Origin of the sequence: Rhodoferax sp. AJA081-3, from assembly GCF_017798165.1 — a bacterium.
Taxonomy (GTDB): Bacteria; Pseudomonadota; Gammaproteobacteria; order Burkholderiales; family Burkholderiaceae_C; genus Allorhodoferax.
The window spans coordinates 3,778,923-3,794,934 of sequence record NZ_CP059068.1 but is presented as its reverse complement, the minus strand read 5'-3'; the positions used below and the strand labels follow the sequence as shown (position 1 = coordinate 3,794,934).

The following is a 16,012-nucleotide window of genomic DNA, read 5'->3' as shown; positions in this document are numbered from 1 at the left end:
GACCTACGCTCCTGGCATGACCTCTACACACACCACAAGGCCCTATGCGGCGCTCGCCAGTCTGTCCCTGTCCATGCTGCTGTCCTCACTGGGCACCAGCATTGCCAATGTGGGCCTGCCAACGTTGGCGCAGGCCTTCCACGCGCCTTTTGAACAGGTGCAATGGGTTGTGCTGGCCTATCTGCTGGCCATTACCACGCTGATCGTCAGTGTTGGCCGCCTGGGTGACTTGGTGGGCCGCCGTCGGCTGCTGCTGGCCGGGATTGCCGGTTTCACGGCGGCATCCCTGTTGTGCAGCATCGCGCCCACGCTGTGGCTGCTGGTAGCGGCACGGGCAATGCAGGGCCTGGGCGCCGCCGCCATGATGGCCCTAACCCTGGCTTTTGTGGGGGAGACGGTGGCCCAGGAGAAAACCGGCAGCGCCATGGGTTTGCTGAGCACCATGTCCGCCGTGGGCACCGCGTTGGGGCCCTCCTTGGGCGGTGGCTTGGTAGCTGCCTTTGGTTGGCAGGCGCTCTTCGCCGTCCATGTGCCGCTGGGTCTGTTGGCCTTTGTACTGGCCCACCGCTACCTGCCCGCCGATCGCACACGGGCCACCACCGGCACAGCAGGTCTGGACCCGGTGGGCACGCTGCTGCTGGCCCTGACACTCGCCGCCTACGCATTGGCCATGACCCTTCGCCCCGTGAATGGGCCGAGCGGTTTTGCGCCACTCAATATGGTCTTGTTGCTGGCTGCCGCCATGGGTGTGGGTCTGTTCGTACGGGTCGAGTCGACCGTGGCCTCCCCCTTGGTCCGCCTGGCCATGTTTCACGATCCGCACCTCCGCGCGAGTCTGGCCATGGGCATGCTGGTGTCGACCGTGGTGATGGCCTCGCTGGTGGTCGGGCCGTTTTACCTATCCCGCGCTCTGGGGCTGAATGCGGCCGTAGTGGGCCTGGTTTTATCGATAGGCCCTTTTGCGGCAGCGCTGACCGGTGTGCCCGCTGGCCGCCTGGTGGACCGGTTTGGCGCACCCCGCGTGGCCGTTGGCGGGCTTGTCGCCATGGCAGTTGGTGCCCTGGTTCTCAGCACGGCACCGCTGGCGCTGGGCATACCGGGCTACGCAGCCCCCATCGTGGTGCTCACCATCGGCTATGCCCTGTTCCAGACGGCCAACAACACCGCCACCCTGGACGGTATCGCGGCAGACCAACGGGGTGTGGTCTCCGGCATGCTGAACCTGTCACGCAACCTGGGGTTGATCACCGGTGCATCGGCCATGGGTGCGGTGTTTGCGTGGGCCTCGACCGCGAACAACATCACCACGGCGCACCCTGAAGCTGTGGCCACCGGCATGCGGGTCACATTTGCGGTTGCCGCAGCGCTGATTGGTCTTGCGCTGGCCCTTGCCGCACCCATGCTGCGGCGTCGGGAGGCCATGGGCCACACCTGATACGGGCCTGTCGTACAAAGTATGCATACTGGAGCGCAGCGTCAGCATCCGCAATGAAAGGAATCCCGTGGCACTACTAGGACAAGCGGCACTCGCCATGTGGTGGGACATGGCCCCGGATGTGAACGCCGAATTCCAGGACTGGCATTCCCACGAACACTTCCGCGAGCGGCTGGCCCTACCCGGCTTCACCCGCGCCACACGCTGGAGCAGTGTCGACGGTGGCGAGGGGGTGTTCCAGATGTACGAGCTGGATACCCACGCCACGCTGTCATCACCCCGCTACCTGGCGCACCTGAACGCGCCCTCCCCCTGGTCCACGCGGATGATGCCCCACCACCGCAACATGGTGCGCAGCCAGTGCCATGTACTGGCTTCCTTTGGCGGCAACGTGGCGCGCTATGCACTGGTCCTGCGCATGTCGCCAGCGCCCGGCGCGGACGCCGCCTTGCTGGCGGCGCTGAAAACCGTGCTGGCCCCACTGGTCAACCAGCCCGGTTGTGTGGGCGCCCACCTGCTGCGCCACGAAGCGCCAGCCATCGCCCCAACCACAGAACAGAAAATCCGGGGTGGCGACCGGTTTGCCGACTGGGTGCTGGTGGTGGTGGGTTATGACCTGGGCGTATTGCAGGGGCTTGCGGCCGCACCGTTGGGGCCTGAAGCCTTGCGCCAGCAAGGCGCGCTGCCGGACGTATGCAGCGGTCTGTACACCTTGTCCTTCTCGGCCACTGCAGCGGAGATGGGGTAATGCACTTCAGAATAGTATAAAAATGATAGCAATAGAACTATATTTCACGGGGGCTAGAGGCCAATGAGGCGATACATCAAGTGGGCCGCGATAACAGTCCTATTGGTGGTGGCCCTGTCCATCGCCCTGCTGGCCTGGATGCTGCAGCAAAACCCGTCCCTGGTGCCCTACGCCGCCCTGGGGTGGAAAGGTGGCAAGCCCTCCACCGCTGCGCCGCTTCGGGTCAGTTTTCTGGGCGTGGCAACCCTGTTGCTGGACGATGGCGAGACCGCCATCCTGACCGATGGTTTCTTCTCGCGCCCAGACCGCCTGCAGAGTTTTCTGGGCAAGGTAGAACCTGATCTGCAGAACATCACCCGCGGGCTGGCGCGCGCCGGCATACGGCTCAAGGACCAGCCACCGGCACCGGGGCGCAGCGGCAAAGTTGCGGCGGTGATCCCCCTGCATTCGCACTACGACCACGCCATGGATGCACCCGAGGTGGCGCTGCGCACCGGCGCCGTGTTGCTGGGCTCGAAATCCACGGCCAACGTGGGCCGCGGCTGGGGCATGCCCGAGGCGCAGATACAGGTGGCCCGCTTGGGCCAGCCCATGGAATACGGCCGCTTCACCGTCACGCTCTACCCGGGACTGCACGCACCCACGGGTTTTACCGGCGGTGAAATCACACAACCATTGAAGCCCCCGGTACGCGCTTCCGAATACAAGGAGGGCCAGAGTTATGCCATGCTGGTGCAACACGGAGACCGCGCGTTATTGATTACCGGGAGTGCCGGTTTTGTGCCCCGTGCGCTTCAGGGTGTCAAGGCCGATGTCGTGTTGTTGGGCATAGGCACCATGGGACAGCGCAGCGATGCGCACCGCCAAGACTATTGGCGCGAGGTGGTGCAAACCACAGGCGCCAAACGCGTGATCCCCATCCACTGGGACGATATCTGGTTGCCTGCCGACCAGCCCATGCAAACCCTGCCATTGCCGATCGACAGGTTCGATGTGAGCATGCAGTTCCTGATGGCGCGTGGCGCGGCAGAACAGGTGGAGATTCGCATGCCCTTGCCCTGGCAGGCCATGGATGTATTCAGCGGCTTATGACAGCCGCTGTACCTGGGCCAGAAACGCGGTGGGAATCGGCGTGACCTTGCGGTCTTCGCGGTGGATGAAAACAATACCGATCTTGCCGAGCGCCACTTCGCGCTGGCTGTCCTTGTCGCTCATGCGGTACTGCAGGTCAAAGCCGTATTTGTTGAACGCGGTGGGTGTCATCTGCACCACCATGGTCTCGCCGTGAAACCCCTCGGATTTGTACTGCGCCACCAAGTCGCCCACCACAATCGGTGCACCGGCCACGTTGGACTCGGGGTGACCCAGAGATTTGAAGAACCGCACCCGCGCTTCTGAAACCAGGGTCAGCAACTGGGCGTTGTCCAGATGCCCGCCCTGGTTCACATGGCTGATGTAGATCTGGATCTCAGTGGAAAACGTGTAGTGGGGTTCGGGTTGGAGCTGGATGCGGGGCATGGGCGTCTGGGTGTCAAAACACCCATCGTAACGTGGTGCTCACACCCGCGGTTGTTGCCCCTGGGCACGCCACTCCGCGGGCGGCGTCCAGGAGGCACACCATTGCACCACCTGCGCAGCAGGCATGGGGCGTGCAATACCAAAACCCTGTGCGGCCGTACAGCCCAGGGAAATCAGGCGCGTACCGTGCGCCACGGTCTCCACCCCCTCGGCGATACAGTCCCGCTGGAACGCTGCAGCCAAGCCAATGACACCTTTCACGATGGCCAGGTCGTCACGGTCCTCCAGCATGTCCCGCACGAAACTCTGGTCGATCTTCAGCGTTTCTACCGGCAGGTGGCGCAGATAGGTCAGCGACGAATACCCCGTGCCAAAGTCATCAATGGCAAACCGTACGCCCAGCCGATGGCAGTCTTCCATGATGGTGGCGGTAGAGACAATATCGTCCAGCGCACTGGTCTCCAGCACTTCCAGCTCCAGAGCATGTGGAGATACCTCTGGATAGGCTGCCAACATCTCGGATAGCTGCTTCACGAATTTTGGATGCTGCAACTGCCGCGCCGGAACATTCACACTGACAGGCAGCACCAAGCCTTGTGCATTCCACTCGCTCATTTGCCTGAGGGCCTGGTCCAGAACCCAGGCTCCAACCGCCTCATTCAGCGGATGGCGTTCAATGGCGGGCAGGAACACACCGGGCAACAACAAGCCCCGCTCCGGGTGCTGCCAGCGTATCAAGGCTTCAGCCCCGAAAACAACACCGGTGTGCATGTCGACCTTGGGCTGGTAGTGCAGCACAAACTCACCCCTTTCCAGGGCCAGGGCAATCATGTCCTGCTGCACGCTGCGGCTCTTGACCTCGGCATCCTGTGCGGAGTCAAACAGGTGGAAACGGTTTTTGCCACTTTGTTTGGCTTCGTACATGGCCTGGTCGGCATGCCGCATCAGGTGGTCGGCATCGGCGTTGTCTTGCGGGTACAGAGTGACACCAATGCTGACGGTGACGTGCATGAGTGTGTCTTCGATCAACACGGGTTTGGCAAACGCATCTAGAATCCGGTTGGCCATGTGGATGCAGTCCTGCACATTGTCGACATCGGTCAGCACGGCGACAAACTCGTCGCCCCCCAGGCGCGCCAGGGTATCCACATCACGCAAGACCGCCTTGACCTGGCTGGACACAGCTATCAAGAGTTCGTCTCCCGCCTTGTGGCCAAACCGGTCGTTGATGGCCTTGAAACCATCCAGATCCATGTACAACACGGCCAGGCTGCGGTTGTGCCGCAGGCAAACCGTCATGGCCTGGTTGAGCCGGTCCGACAGCAGGCTGCGGTTGGGCAGATCGGTGAGCGGGTCAAACTGCGCACTGTGCTCCAGTTTCTCCTGCTGCAGTTTCAGCACCGTGACATCCGAGAACAGCGCCACATAGTTTCTGACCTTGCCGCGGCGCCCCTTGACCTGGCTGACCGTGAGCCACACCGAATAGGCCTCGCCATTCTTGTTGCGGCTCCACATCTCGCCTTTCCACTCGCCGTGGCGTATCAGGGCCACGTGCATGGCCTTGAAAACCTGCGGGCCCTGGCGGCTGGAGCGGAACATCTGCGGGGTGTTTCCAATCACCTCCTCCCGGTCGTATCCGGTGATGCGTGTAAAGGCATCATTCACCTCGACCATGCGGCCTTCCCGGTCGGTGATCAGGATACCTTCGCTGGCGTTGGTGAAGACACTGGACGTGAGCCGCAGGCGCCGTAACGCTGCGATCTGAGCACTGATGTCACGGGCAATCTTCGACGCCCCAATGACCGCACCCAGACTGTCGCGAATGGGCGAAATGGTGACCGATACATCAATGACGGTGCCGTCCTTGCGCACTCGTTTGGTTTCGAAGTGCTCCACATTGCGGCCACTGCGTATGCTGTCCAGAATGACCGCCTCTTCACTCTGGCGGTCGGGCGGCAACAACTTGCGTACGGGCTGGCCCAGCATCTCGGCCGCTGAGTAGCCAAACATTTGCTCAGCCCCCGGGTTCCAGCTGTTGACAATGCCATCGAGCGATTTGCCCACGATGGCCTCATCTGTCGATTGCACAATGGCGTCGGAAATCCTGGCGGCGGCAAACGCCCGCGTCAGCGCACCGCTGACGACCACCGCCACGATGGACAACAGCGTGGCCACTCCCGCCAAAATGCCGGTGTTCACACGCCAAGGCGCCAAGGCATCGATCTTGCTGGCGCTCACATACACCACCAGCGGCAAACCCTCCACCTTGGCGAAGGACACCAGGCGGGGCTGCTGGTCAAAAAGGCTGACGTCCGATTCGTAACTGCCCTTAGGCAAGGTACTGATGTATTGCTTCCAGGCCTGGCCGGACGCAATGGACCGGCCGACCACGTTGCCCGTCATCGGGCTGCGCATCAGCACCATGCCATCGTTGCGCACAATACCGATGGTACCCGCGGGTTTGATACGTTCAACCTCAAACGGCCCCGCCATGCGGTCCAGGTCCATGGCGACCAGCAGCACGGCGACCTCGCCTGCCGCAGTGGTCAGGGGCAGCGAAATCGGAATGAGGTTTTTGTTGGTCATCCGGCCCACCATGGGTTTGCCAATAAACAGGCCACGCGTTTGCGCATCCAGTTGCACCTGAAAGTAATCACGGTCACTGACATCGACCGTGTCGATTTTTGGCATACCGGTGATGGAACGGGCCAGGCCGCTGCGTGTCACCACACGCAAATCCAGCAGGCCATCGGACTCGCGGCGCAGAGCGTCGCACAGCGCAAGGAACTCCGGCGATCGTGCAGGATCGCTGTGGGGGTTGTCTTCTATCCACCGACCGGCCACGGTGAGCGACAGCTCCGCCTGTTTGAAGAGCCCCTTGGTTTGGGATTGCACGGCGGCAGCGAGCTGCTCCAATATCAGGCGGTTTGAGGTCAGGGCACTGTCACGTGCCCACCACGACCAGGCGCCCACAGACCCCCAAATACACAGGAGTATGAGGACCGTCAGCCCTATGGATCGGTGCCGTTCGGTAAAGACCGGGCGCTGAAATAACCGCCTGTTGAACTGCCACATACGGGGTGCCTCCGCGACTTTTCAGCCGTCACCACCAACGCGATGCAATATTTCTTTGTTTTATTATGACCAATTCCACAGTTTATTGAATCCCTTCCTACCCGTGTGCATCACGGGACCCAGCCCAGCGCCTGCAGGCGGGCATGTATGCCGGTCGCCATGTATTGGTAGCCCCGCGCATTGGGGTGGATACGGTCGGCACACAGATCGGGGCGCGACAGCGTTTCGGAGAACACATCGGGCACCAGGGGCACTTTCTCCTCATCTGCCAGCTCCGCGTAAATAGGCGAATCGCTGGGCTTGCCGGCAACCAGGCCCATCAACGACAGCTCGGGCACCGCAACCAACACCACCTGCGCACCGGCTTGCAGGCTGGTTTTGATCAGCTGGCGAATGTCTTCCTTGACCGCTGTGGCGGCTACCCGACGCAAGAAGTCATTGCCGCCGATCTCCAGTATCACCAGCGCCGGACGGTGTTCATCCAGCAAAGCCTGGATGCGTCCCTTGCCGTTGGCCGCCGTGTCGCCGGGGATGCCGGCATTGACAATTTTCCAGCCGGTTTTTTGCGCCAACAGACTGGGCCAATCCTCACCCCGTGCGGCACCTGTGCCATAGGTCACACTGTCGCCAAACGCCAGAACCGTTTGCCCCGCTGGAATGGCAGACAGCTTGACTGCCTTGCGGCAACCCGCCAGCCACACCCCCGCCAGGAGACCCGCAAGGAGTGCCCTGCGCGGCACGCCAGCAATGGGGACAGTGGTCGATGGCACGGGTGTCAAGAAACGCATGAAATCTATACTACCCGCACCCACCCAACCCTGCCAGCCGCCCATGCACCACGACCCCGCCAACAAGCCCTCCACCAAGACTGCACCGGCCCTGCTGCTGGCGTTGGTGCTGGCAAGTTGTGCATCGGCCCCCTTGGTTGACAACAAGGCCCCAGCGCCGCCCGCCGTATCCAGCGCGGTCGAACACGACCAGCGGTTTGCCGACTGGGTGGCAGCCTTCAGCGCCACGGCACGTGCTGCAGGTATCACGGACGCAACACTCCAGCATGCGTTTGACGCCGTGCGTTTTATCCCTCGCGCCATCGAAGCGGACAAGGCCCAGCCCGAATTCACCCGCACCGTGTGGGACTACCTGGACAGCGCGGTGTCTGCGCAGCGTATCAACCGGGGACGCGACAAGCTGCAGCAACTGCGGGCCCAGATCGAGCCTATCGCCACACAGTACGGCGTGCCGCCCGAAGTGCTGGTTGCGATCTGGGGCATGGAGAGCAGCTACGGCAGTTTTATGGGCGACATACCCACGGTCGATGCGCTGACCACGCTGGGCTTCGAGGGGCGGCGCGAAGCCTGGGCCCGCAGCCAGTTGCTCGCCGCCCTGCGCATTCTGCAAAATGGGGACATCACTCGCGCACACATGGTCGGCTCATGGGCCGGTGCTATGGGCCAGACCCAGTTTTTGCCCACCAGCTACTTGGCCCATGCGGTGGATGCCGATGGCGATGGCCGGCGCGACATATGGGGTAGCCTGCCCGATGTAATGGCATCGACCGCCAACTTCCTGGTCCAGTCCGGGTGGCAGCCCGGCCAAGCCTGGGGAACCGAGGTGCGCCTGCCGTCGGATTTTGACTACGCCCGCGCCGATACCGAACTGCGCCAGCCGACCGCGGCTTGGGCAGCCGCTGGTGTGCAAACCCTGGATGGCACGGCGTTGCCCGTCTTTGCAGATGGCTCTATCCTGCTGCCAGCCGGCGCGCGTGGACCGGCTTTTCTGGTGGGACCCAACTTCCGCACCATCCTGCGTTACAACAACGCACCCAGTTATGCGCTCGCCGTCCACTTGCTGGCGCAGCGATTTGCCAACGGCCCAACGGTGCAGACCGCCTGGCCGCGCGACGTACCGGCGCTGACCCGTGCCCAGTTGCTGGCCCTGCAGACGGCGTTAAATACGAATGGTTTTGACAGTGGCACACCCGACGGCATGATGGGCCCGGCCACACAACGCGGCATCCGCCGCTACCAGCGCAGCCTGGGCCTGCCGGCGGACGGTTATCCCACACTGGACCTGTTGCAACGTCTGCAATAACACGCCCCGCGCTGGCGCAGCATTGCGGTATATTGGCCCGCATCATTCAGCAGGGATTCAACACATGAGCACCATCGGCAACATACTCTGGTTTGTATTGGGCGGCTTTTTCATGGGCCTGGGCTGGTGGCTTGCGGGCCTGCTGTGTGCCATCACCATTGTCGGCCTGCCCTGGGCCAAGGCGTGTTTTGTGATTGGCCAGTTTGCGTTTTTGCCATTCGGCAAGGAGGCGGTGAGCCGTGCCGTGGTCAGCGGCGTGGAAGACATTGGCACCGGCGTACTGGGCACCATTGGCAATGTGTTGTGGTTCATCTTTGCCGGCGTGTGGCTGGCTCTGGGCCACCTGGCATCCGCCCTGTGCTGCTTTGTGACCATCATCGGCATCCCGTTTGGCGTGCAGCACATCAAGCTGGCTTTGATTGCTCTGGCACCGGTTGGCAAGACCATCGTGCCCAAGAACGCCGCCCGCGTCGGCGCCTGAGACCCTTAAAGGGCCTTGCCTATTTGAACTGCAGCTTGGCGCCGTTCAAGGGCACGGCGGTCAGGCTGTTTTTGGGCGAGCCGTCGATCAGTTTGTCGGTATAGGTGAGGTACAGCAGCACCTGGCGCGCCGGGTCCACCATGCGCACAATGCGCATCTTCTTGAACAGGATGGAGCGGCTTTCGCTGAAGACCTCTTCACTCTTGGGTATGGGCACGGCAGAGGAAATGGGGCCTACCTGCCTGCAAGCAATGGACGACTCCGATTTTTCCGTTGCCAGGCCAATCGCACCGCTGATACCGCCCGCCTTGGAGCGGGATACATAACAGGTGACACCCGCAACCTTGGGGTCATCAAAGGCCTCCACCACAATCTTGTGGTCCGGGCCTATCAGTTTGAATGCCGTGTCCACCTCGCCAATCTTGTCGGCCAAGGCGGCAGACGCAAAAGGTATGGAAAGGGCGACCACAAGGAGGCGATGGAATTTCATGGGGTACAGGTGGGGTCGTTGAGCACGCTTGCAAGAGCGTTAGTTAGGCCTGCTCTACTTCGCCGAAGCCGGGAACGCAGGCAATTTGTTGATATCCCGCGCATCGTGCTGGATGATCACCGTGGCCTTCAGGTTGGCCGCCGCCTTCTTGAACCGGTCCAGCGACGCCAGCGTTTCTGCCCGGTGGTAGTTGAACCCAGGCACACCATTACTTTCGTAATTCTCGTGGAAGTGAGCCAGATCACCCGTCAGCAGCACATTGCCTTTCTCCTGCAGCCTGACCAACAGACTGCGGTGACCGGGTGTGTGCCCTGGCGTGTTCATGACAACCACCCTGCCGTCACCAAACACATCCTTGTCACCCACCAGCGCTTCCAGCTTGCCACCACCGCTGATCCAATGTGTGAAGGCCGCCACATTGGCCCCGGCATGGGGCTTGGCAGCGGTAATGCCGTCCCAATCACCCTTGCCAATCAGCACCGTGGAGCCGGTGAACGAAGGCAACTGCCCGGTGTGGTCGCCATGGTAGTGGCTGATACCCACATACTTGATCTGCTCGGGTTTGAGGTTGAGTTGCGCCAGCTGGTCCACGATGCTGACCTTGGGCGCAGGTGCGCCCGCACTCATGGAGTGCCCGGCCTCCCACAACATGTAGTCGCTGCCGTGTTTGATGAGGTAACAACTGTAGGTGAACAGCACCTTCAGGTCGTTGTAGGCGTAGGTGTCCGAAAAACGAGCACCTACGTCGTTGAGCACCGGAGTGCCGCAGTCGATGCGGGTGAGAGTCAGCTGAGGCGTGGCCTGGGCTGCCGCCGGCAACGTGGCAAAAGTACCGCCTAAACCGAACAACATGGCAAGAGTTGATGCCATTGTGTGACTGCGAAACATGGGCTTGTCTCCTGTGGTGGTTATCGTCAACCTCGTGACCATGCTGCTATCCTCAAGGCTACAAGGTTGCGGCAAGATACCACGTCGAAAGGAAATCGATGAACCCAGTTTCAACACACCCCCGAACATCCCAGGTCATTCGCACCGAATCAGAACTCCGAGCGCTGATCGGTGAGCCAGCCGAGTTAACGTGCGCCAAAATCACCAACCGCCTGAACAGCAAGACACGTCTGTTCATTGAGCGTTCGCCGTTCATTTGTATTGCCACCAGCGACACAAGCGGGAACTGCGATCTCAGCCCCCGCGGAGATCCTGCTGGCTTTGTGCGCATGCTGGACGACCGCACCCTGCTCATCCCTGAGCGGCCAGGCAACCGCATTGCAGACTCGCTGCGCAATATGCTTGCCAACCCACACATCGGTGTGCTTTTTTTTGTACCCGGGATCACCGACACCTTTCGCGTGAATGGCCGGGCCACCCTAACGGCAGACGCAGAGCTGCTGGCCCCCAGCACCGTGGAGGGCAAGCCCCCGTTGCTGGGCATCCTGGTCGATATCGACGAGGCTTATACGCAGTGCTCGAAAGCATTTCTGCGCTCACGCTTTTGGGACCCGAACCTGCATATCGCCCCGTCCACCATGCCTACGGGTGGCGAAATCCACCGCGCCATCCAGGGCGAACAGTTTGATGCTGAAGCGTACGACACGGAACGCGCGGAACGCTACCGGCGCCGAGTCGGCTTCTATTGATGCTGCTGACAGGCATTGCTTGTGAAGTCCACACACATCTGCATTGCCCGCCACGGCGAAACCGACTGGAACAAACGCGGCGTCTTGCAGGGCTGGCTGGATGTGCCGATCAACACACTGGGCCGCGCGCAGGCACAGACACTGGCGGCCAGCCTGGTAGGTGCGGGCTTCGATGCGGTGTGGTCCAGCCCGCTGGCGCGTTCGCGCGAGACCGCTGAGATCGTCGCAGCGGCACTGGGCTTACCGGAGCCTGCTTGCCATGAAGGATTGAAAGAAAAACACTTTGGGGCCGTGCAGGGCATTCCCAAGAACGAACTGGCCGAACTCAACCCCGCCTTACTGGAGCAAATTCTGCGCCGCAACCCGGCCGCAGAATTTGCCGGGGGAGAGACTCTGGACGAGTTTGCGGACCGTGTCATGGAGGCGTTCACCGACATCGGGGCGCGCCACCGGGGTGGCCGGATCCTGGTGGTGACCCACGGTTGGGTCATGGATGTGGTGACGCGCCACATCCATGGTTTGCCGCGCCATGCCGTGCTGCATATCAAACGCAAGAATGGGGAATGTGTCTGGGTGGAGGTTGCGCAAGATCTGACTGCGCTGCCGGCTCAGCGCGCCGACATGCCATAACGCTTGGCCAGGCGTTCCAGGTCGCCACTGCTCTGCAACCGGGTTATCGCCTTGTCGAGCTCGGCCACCGACAGGCGAGAAGACCGCCCGATGGCACAGTGGGTCGGTGTGACGGAGAAAGCCGTACGCGACACCTCAAACTCGCTGCGCGCCGTCGGATTCTCATGGAAGTAGCCTTCTATTTCACCCTCGGACGTGATCAGCAGGTCTGCCATCTTGATCTCCAAGGATCGGAACTGCAGGGCCACCTTGCTCTGGTCCACCCGCACCGCCTTGCCGGCGTCCACCAAGGGTTGCAGGACCGGGTAGTGGTAGCCCAGTTGTAATGCCACACGTTTGCCGTCAAATTCCCAGTGGGGGGCATTGCCCGTGCGACCGCCTTTGGGCGCTACAACACGTTCAATTTGCGGCAGCATGGCCATGGACCACGCCAGCTTGTCTGGCTGCTCTGCCCAACTGGGGCTGAAGTAACACAGCATCTCGATCTGGCCCTGCACCAGCGCGGGCTCCACCCGGCGCCGGGGCAAGGGCACCGCGACCATGCCCATGTTCAGCTGCCGCGCGATGGCATCCCCCAGTTCGATCAGCAATCCACTGTGCGCTGTGCTGCCCGAGCCGACCACATAAAAAGGGTATCCCATGGACTCGAACACGCCATAACGCAAGGGTGGCGGCTTTTGTGCACATACCGCGGAGACCACACCGAACCCAAGCGCCATACACACTGTCCGACGAATGAAAGCTTGGTTTTTCATGGTTGGATCGATTCAGTGCGGTGTACGGGTCGAAAACAAGGCCTTCACCCAGAGGTAGAACAGTGGCACGAAAAATATGCCCAGTACGGTTGCGCTGATCATGCCACCCAACACGCCAAAACCGATGGCCCGCTGCGAGCCCGAACCCGCACCGCTGGCCAGGGCCAATGGCAGCACCCCCATACCAAACGCCAGCGAAGTCATCAGTATGGGTCGCACACGTTGCTGGCAGGCTTTGAGTGTTGCATCCAACACCCCCATGCCCTGGTTGCGCAAGGTCTCGGCGAACTCCACGATCAGGATCGCGTTTTTGGCGCTCAGCCCCACCGTGGTGAGCAGGCCAACCTGGAAGAAAACATCGTTACTCTGCCCTCCCAGGTGGCTACCCGCCAGTGCCCCGAAGATGCCCAGCGGCACCACCAGCATCACACTGAAGGGCACCGACCAGCTTTCGTACAGTGCGGCCAGGCACAAGAAAATGAAGAGCACCGAGACGGCATACAACAGTGGCGCCTGGTCGCCCGACAACCGCTCCTGGTAGCTGCGACCCGACCACTCGTAACCGATGCCAGGCGGCATGGTGCGCAGCAAGCCTTCCATCGCCACCATGGCGGCACCCGAGCTGACGCCCGGAGCGATGTCGGCCTGGATCTCGTAGGCCGGGCTGCCGTTGTAGCGCACCAACTGGCGCGGGCCGTTGACCCAACTGCTGCTGGCGAAGGCGCTGAACGAGACCATTTGCCCGCTGCTGTTGCGCACATACCAGTGGCGCAGGCTGTCGGGCTCGGCGCGGTAGGCGGCTTCACCCTGTACCAGCACACGTTTGACACGTCCGCGGTCGATGAAGTCGTTGATATAACTGCCGCCCATGGCAATGGACAGGGTGTCGTTGATCGTGGCCGTGGCCACGCCCAGCGTGCCAGCCTTGTGGTCGTCGATGTGGATGGCGAGTTGTGGCGTTTCGGTAAGGCTGTTCGTGCGGGGCCGGTTGAACTCCGGCCGGGCCGCAGCGGCGTCGATAAGCTGGTCGCGCGCGGCGGCCAGCGCCTCGGTACCCAGGCCGCCCAGGTCCTGCAGGAACAACTGCACGCCGGAGCTGCCGCCCAGGCCGCGCACGGTGGGTGGCTGCACCACAAAGACACTGGCGTCGCGCACCCGGCGGCCGAGCTCGCGGCTGAAACGCTCGGACAATGCCGCAGCACCCTGGTTGGCCGCCTTGCGCTCAGACCAGTCCTTCAGCCGTATGAACCCCTGCCCCGAACCCTGGTCACCACCGGCACCACGCACAAGGTTGTAAAACATCACCTCCGGTTGCTCGTTCAGGTAGGCCTCCACACTTTGCATCACGGTTTCCAGCCGTTCGGCGGTGGCGCCGGGCGCCATGCGCACCTGGATCTGCAGACCGCCCTGGTCTTCGTCGGGCAAGAAGCTGGTGGGTAGGGTCTTGTACAGCACTGCAGTGCCTGCAATAAACAGCACAAACACCGCAAAACTGCGCCAGCTGCGCGCCGACAGCCAGCCCACCTGGACCACATAACGCCCGGTAAAACGGTCGAAGCCGCGGTTGAAGCCCCCAAAGAAGCGGTCCAGGATGGGGCCCAATGGACCGCCGTGCGCCGCATGTTCACCCTTGTGCACCGGCTTGAGCAGGGTGGCACACAGCGCTGGCGACAGGCTCATGGCCACCAGCACCGACAGCACCATGGCGCTGACGACGGTGATGCTGAACTGGCGGTAGATGACACCCGTGGAGCCGCCAAAAAAAGCCATCGGGATGAACACCGCCGACAGCACAACAGCAATTCCCACCAACGCACCACTGATCTCGGCCATGCTGCGCCGGGTGGCCTCGCGCGGTGACAGGCCTTCTTCTCTCATCAGGCGTTCGACGTTTTCGACCACAACGATGGCGTCGTCCACCAGCAGGCCGATGGCAAGCACCAGCCCGAACATGGTCAGCGTGTTGATCGAGAAACCGGCCACTGCCAGCACACCCATGGTGCCCAACAGCACGACCGGTACGGCAATCGCCGGCACCAGTGTGGCGCGCAGGTTTTGCATGAAGAGATACATGATGGCGACCACCAGCACCATGGCCTCGACCAGCGTCACCACAACCCCCTTGATGGATACGCTGATGAACGGCGTGGTGTCAAAGGTGACCGTGGTCTTCATGCCCGGCGGCAGGAAAGGCGCCAGCTCTTCGAGCTTGGCCTTCACGGCATTGGCGGTGACCAGGGCATTGGCGCCGCTGGCCGGAAACAGGGCCATGCCGGCAGCCGTGCGGCCGCTGCTGCGGATATTGGTGGTGTAGCTGTCGCGGCCCAGCTCTACCCGCGCAACATCGGCCAGGCGCAACGCGGATCCGTCTGGCTGGACACGCAGCACCACCTTGCGGAACTCCTCGGCCGTCTGCAGCTTGGCCCGCGCGGTGACGATGGCTGTGAGCCGCTGGCCCTCGGGCGACGGCAAGGCGCCGATCTGGCCCGCCGAGACCTCGGTGTTCTGCGCCAGCAACGCGGCACGGATGTCGCCCGGCACCAGTGCATAACGCTGCAGCTTCTGGGGGTCGAGCCAGATCCGCATCGCGTAGCCCGACCCGAAAACGTTGACATCGCCCACACCCTCGATACGGCTGATGATGTCGACCAGTGTGCTCTGCAGGTAGTCACCCATGTCGGCCGAGGTGACGGCCGGGTCATCGCTGTTCAGCGTCACGACCATCAACAGGTCGGTGCCGGCCTTGGTCACCCGCACACCCTGCGCCTGCACGGCCTGCGGCAGCCGCGACACCGCTTGCTGCACCTTGTTCTGCACCTGCAGCTGCGCCGTGTCGGGGTTGGTGCCGGCCACAAAACTCAGCTGGCTGCTGGCACCGCCCGAGGCGTTGCTCGATGACTCGATGGACAACAGCCCGTCAATGCCCTTGAGGTTTTGCTCGATGATCTGCGTCACCGAGTCTTCAATGGTGCGCGCTGACGCGCCGGGGTAACTGGTGTTGATGGAAATACGTGTTGGCGCGATGTCGGGGTAGCGCTCCAGCGGCAAGGTCAGTGTGGCAGCCGCACCGGCCAGCATGATGACGATGGCCAGCACCCAGGCAAAGATGGGGCGGTCGATAAAAAAAGAGGCCATGGTGTGGGGCTTCCCGT

Annotated in this window: 14 protein-coding genes; 7 read left to right on the top strand and 7 right to left on the bottom strand. The window is 62.2% G+C overall.

Annotation, left to right across the window (positions count from 1 at the left end; translation table 11 throughout):
• Positions 1-16: 16 nt before the first annotated feature.
• The 3 genes from HZ993_RS17845 (at position 17) to HZ993_RS17835 (ending at position 3,275) form a co-directional block, all read left to right on the top strand.
• A complete protein-coding gene (locus HZ993_RS17845) occupies positions 17-1,435 on the top strand; it encodes an MFS transporter (RefSeq protein WP_209394076.1) in 1,419 nt (472 codons plus the stop codon).
• A 67-nt stretch (positions 1,436-1,502) separates the two neighbouring features.
• The gene (locus HZ993_RS17840; RefSeq protein ID WP_209394075.1) at positions 1,503-2,183 is read left to right on the top strand and encodes an antibiotic biosynthesis monooxygenase; all 681 of its coding nucleotides are present in this window, start codon (positions 1,503-1,505) and stop codon (positions 2,181-2,183) included.
• 63 nt (positions 2,184-2,246) lie between these two features.
• Positions 2,247-3,275 (top strand): MBL fold metallo-hydrolase, encoded by a 1,029-nt coding sequence (locus HZ993_RS17835; RefSeq protein WP_209394074.1) that lies wholly within the window; start codon positions 2,247-2,249, stop codon positions 3,273-3,275.
• Here HZ993_RS17835 and HZ993_RS17830 read toward each other — a convergent pair.
• From HZ993_RS17830 to HZ993_RS17820, 3 genes are all read right to left on the bottom strand, one after another.
• The gene (locus HZ993_RS17830; protein WP_209394073.1) at positions 3,270-3,701 is read right to left on the bottom strand and encodes a thioesterase family protein; all 432 of its coding nucleotides are present in this window, start codon (positions 3,699-3,701) and stop codon (positions 3,270-3,272) included. The two genes, HZ993_RS17835 and HZ993_RS17830, sit on opposite strands and share 6 nt — an antisense overlap.
• A gap of 39 nt (positions 3,702-3,740) precedes the next feature.
• Positions 3,741-6,596: an EAL domain-containing protein gene (locus HZ993_RS17825; RefSeq protein WP_209394072.1), complete on the bottom strand. Its 2,856-nt coding sequence runs from the start codon at positions 6,594-6,596 to the stop codon at positions 3,741-3,743.
• A gap of 290 nt (positions 6,597-6,886) precedes the next feature.
• Positions 6,887-7,564, bottom strand: a complete 678-nt coding sequence (locus HZ993_RS17820) for a GDSL-type esterase/lipase family protein (protein ID WP_209394071.1) — start codon at positions 7,562-7,564, stop codon at positions 6,887-6,889.
• 43 nt (positions 7,565-7,607) lie between these two features.
• On the opposite strand from HZ993_RS17820, the gene HZ993_RS17815 reads away from it, so the two are divergent.
• Both HZ993_RS17815 and HZ993_RS17810 read left to right on the top strand, forming a co-directional pair.
• Positions 7,608-8,867 (top strand): lytic murein transglycosylase, encoded by a 1,260-nt coding sequence (locus tag HZ993_RS17815; protein ID WP_245213995.1) that lies wholly within the window; start codon positions 7,608-7,610, stop codon positions 8,865-8,867.
• Positions 8,868-8,931: 64 nt separating this feature from the next.
• Positions 8,932-9,348, top strand: a complete 417-nt coding sequence (locus HZ993_RS17810; RefSeq protein WP_209394069.1) for a YccF domain-containing protein — start codon at positions 8,932-8,934, stop codon at positions 9,346-9,348.
• A 19-nt stretch (positions 9,349-9,367) separates the two neighbouring features.
• Here HZ993_RS17810 and HZ993_RS17805 read toward each other — a convergent pair whose 3' ends face one another.
• Both HZ993_RS17805 and HZ993_RS17800 read right to left on the bottom strand, forming a co-directional pair.
• Positions 9,368-9,838 (bottom strand): CreA family protein, encoded by a 471-nt coding sequence (locus HZ993_RS17805; RefSeq protein WP_209394068.1) that lies wholly within the window; start codon positions 9,836-9,838, stop codon positions 9,368-9,370.
• A gap of 54 nt (positions 9,839-9,892) precedes the next feature.
• Complete coding sequence (locus tag HZ993_RS17800; protein ID WP_209394067.1) at positions 9,893-10,690, bottom strand: N-acyl homoserine lactonase family protein; 798 nt, start codon at positions 10,688-10,690, stop codon at positions 9,893-9,895.
• 134 nt (positions 10,691-10,824) lie between these two features.
• Here HZ993_RS17800 and HZ993_RS17795 point away from each other — a divergent pair, with 134 nt between their 5' ends.
• Positions 10,825-11,475, top strand: coding sequence for a pyridoxamine 5'-phosphate oxidase family protein (locus tag HZ993_RS17795; RefSeq protein ID WP_209394066.1), 651 nt, complete (start codon positions 10,825-10,827; stop codon positions 11,473-11,475).
• 21 nt (positions 11,476-11,496) lie between these two features.
• The gene (locus HZ993_RS17790; protein ID WP_209394065.1) at positions 11,497-12,105 is read left to right on the top strand and encodes a histidine phosphatase family protein; all 609 of its coding nucleotides are present in this window, start codon (positions 11,497-11,499) and stop codon (positions 12,103-12,105) included.
• Here the strand turns inward: HZ993_RS17790 and HZ993_RS17785 are convergent.
• Both HZ993_RS17785 and HZ993_RS17780 read right to left on the bottom strand, forming a co-directional pair.
• The gene (locus HZ993_RS17785) at positions 12,084-12,860 is read right to left on the bottom strand and encodes an ABC transporter substrate-binding protein (protein WP_209394064.1); all 777 of its coding nucleotides are present in this window, start codon (positions 12,858-12,860) and stop codon (positions 12,084-12,086) included. The genes HZ993_RS17790 and HZ993_RS17785 overlap by 22 nt on opposite strands.
• A 12-nt stretch (positions 12,861-12,872) precedes the next feature.
• Positions 12,873-15,995, bottom strand: coding sequence for an efflux RND transporter permease subunit (locus HZ993_RS17780; RefSeq protein ID WP_209394063.1), 3,123 nt, complete (start codon positions 15,993-15,995; stop codon positions 12,873-12,875).
• Positions 15,996-16,012: the final 17 nt, after the last annotated feature.

Bases quoted from the DNA above. Each gene is read 5' to 3' on its own strand.
- HZ993_RS17795 (WP_209394066.1), top strand. From the start codon at position 10,825: ATGAACCCAGTTTCAACACACCCCCGAACATCCCAGGTCATTCGCACC.
- HZ993_RS17780 (WP_209394063.1), bottom strand. From the start codon at position 15,995: ATGGCCTCTTTTTTTATCGACCGCCCCATCTTTGCCTGGGTGCTGGCC.
- HZ993_RS17805 (WP_209394068.1), bottom strand. From the start codon at position 9,838: ATGAAATTCCATCGCCTCCTTGTGGTCGCCCTTTCCATACCTTTTGCG.
- HZ993_RS17815 (WP_245213995.1), top strand. From the start codon at position 7,608: ATGCACCACGACCCCGCCAACAAGCCCTCCACCAAGACTGCACCGGCC.
- HZ993_RS17820 (WP_209394071.1), bottom strand. From the start codon at position 7,564: ATGCGTTTCTTGACACCCGTGCCATCGACCACTGTCCCCATTGCTGGC.
- HZ993_RS17800 (WP_209394067.1), bottom strand. From the start codon at position 10,690: ATGTTGTTCGGTTTAGGCGGTACTTTTGCCACGTTGCCGGCGGCAGCC.
- HZ993_RS17810 (WP_209394069.1), top strand. From the start codon at position 8,932: ATGAGCACCATCGGCAACATACTCTGGTTTGTATTGGGCGGCTTTTTC.
- HZ993_RS17830 (WP_209394073.1), bottom strand. From the start codon at position 3,701: ATGCCCCGCATCCAGCTCCAACCCGAACCCCACTACACGTTTTCCACT.
- HZ993_RS17785 (WP_209394064.1), bottom strand. From the start codon at position 12,860: ATGAAAAACCAAGCTTTCATTCGTCGGACAGTGTGTATGGCGCTTGGG.
- HZ993_RS17835 (WP_209394074.1), top strand. From the start codon at position 2,247: ATGAGGCGATACATCAAGTGGGCCGCGATAACAGTCCTATTGGTGGTG.
- HZ993_RS17845 (WP_209394076.1), top strand. From the start codon at position 17: ATGACCTCTACACACACCACAAGGCCCTATGCGGCGCTCGCCAGTCTG.